At 49.8% G+C, this 1623-nt stretch carries 1 protein-coding gene; it reads right to left on the bottom strand.

Annotated features, from left to right (window positions below; translation table 11 throughout):
- Positions 1-129 precede the first annotated feature (129 nt).
- Positions 130-1623: ISLre2 family transposase (locus tag AC1BI1_RS15275; protein WP_476718164.1), on the bottom strand; the 1494-nt coding region annotated here is incomplete at its 5' end.

Below are 1623 nucleotides of genomic sequence, written 5' to 3'. Positions count from 1 at the left end.
GAAGCTGTCAAGTGGAGCTAGGTAATTTTTTTGATTTTGTTTGTCTCCAATGGTAAGTGGGTATTTATGTATAGTATGTTAATTATTGGTATGGCTAAGGGATACAACATTTGGCAATGACAGCTTCTATTAAAACAGTTGCCGGTAGCTAAACAATCCTACTACTTCGGCCAATTTTTGGGCTAATTCGCTGTTGCCAGGAGCTAAAGGTATAGAGCCCCGGCACCAATCGCCAGGTTCTTGGTAAGGTAGCCCATCCGCCTCTTTCCTCGCCCAGTAGCCGTTGTTAATATCTTTCTTCTCAGCTGCTTCTTCTCCCGGCGCCGGAGGCCCAGATACCCTGATCATGTCCCGCAATGTCCCATTCCTTAGGGCACACCTTACCCGCCCCAGGTTAAATGCCCCTCTCTTGCTCCAGGAACAACCCCGGTGTTTAAACCGCCTGGCTATGGTATGCCCTACGTTGGGCTCGATTACCCCTATTCCCCGCGCAACTTCCGGTACTTCTTTCCCCCTTTCCCTCCAGTCCTTTATCCCTTCCCATACGCTGTTCATTAGGTCCTGAAATTCTTTCAAGGCCTCCTTGCGTTTGGCCTCCTTTTCTTCCGCTATGAGCCCCTGTATTAGCAGGTTGAAGGCTTCTTTGTCCCCTTTCTTAAGTACTTCTTTTACCGCTCTTTTGGTGTCCGGCTCCTGACCCCACAGCCGCGTTAGGTCCCTCTCTAGGTGAAACCGACAGTATTGGTATTCGGCTCCTATAAGGTCGGCCCCTTCTCTTATCCATTCTGCCCCGTCTCCGCCTACGATGACCCGCCGGCAGCCTTCTAGGTCGTATACCCTCCTTAATTGACGCTCTAAGGCCTCCCAAAATTCTTTCCCACTGCCCCCATGGACAAAGTACATGGGATTCTTCAGATGTGCCTCACCAGTGTATTCGTCTATCTCCCACCCTTCGTAAACTACGGCTATCTTTAGCTCGAATCTTTCCTTCCCCTTTTTTCTCTTCTTCCTCCTTCTCCTCCCCTTGCTCTGCCGTTGTTCACTAAGTAAAGCCCCGTCTACTTCTATAACCAAAAGGGGAACTCTCTTCTCGCCTTTGTCGTCAAGCCCCGTAGGCCCATCCCATTTACCTAGGTGTTCCCCCGTCCGAATGGCGTATCGCCTTATGGTTTCATGGCTTATGCTTACTCCTAATATATCCTCTAGGGCTTCCTGGGCCTTGCGATAGGACATCTCTGCTGCCAGCGCTACCCCTAGTTCTATCACCCGGGGAGAAAAAGATCCCCTCTTGTTTAAACCCAGTAGCTCGTCAAGTAAGTATACGTAGGCTACTGCCCCGCTCGCTAGCCGCTTCTTGTAGTACCTCCTCTTGTACGTAATCACCCCTAAGCTGGTCACAAGAGGCTTCTCCTCTAGGCATACGATTTCCCAGCCCGCCCGCTTCAACGAGCGCGCCAGCACCTCGTCTATATGCTCTAATAGCACTTTGAGGCTCTGACAGTATGTTTCCGCTACCTGCCTAAAAACTTTTTTCTCCAAGGTATTGAAATCCATCCCGTGATTTATTACATTGAGTATAAGGGCTTGTGTCCAAGGATGGTTCAAGAAATTATTGTTCCCGCC

The organism is Thermanaeromonas sp. DSM 22490, from assembly GCF_056378755.1.
The sequence above is the reverse complement of the archived record's forward strand: the minus strand, read 5'-3'. Positions and strand labels throughout refer to the sequence as shown.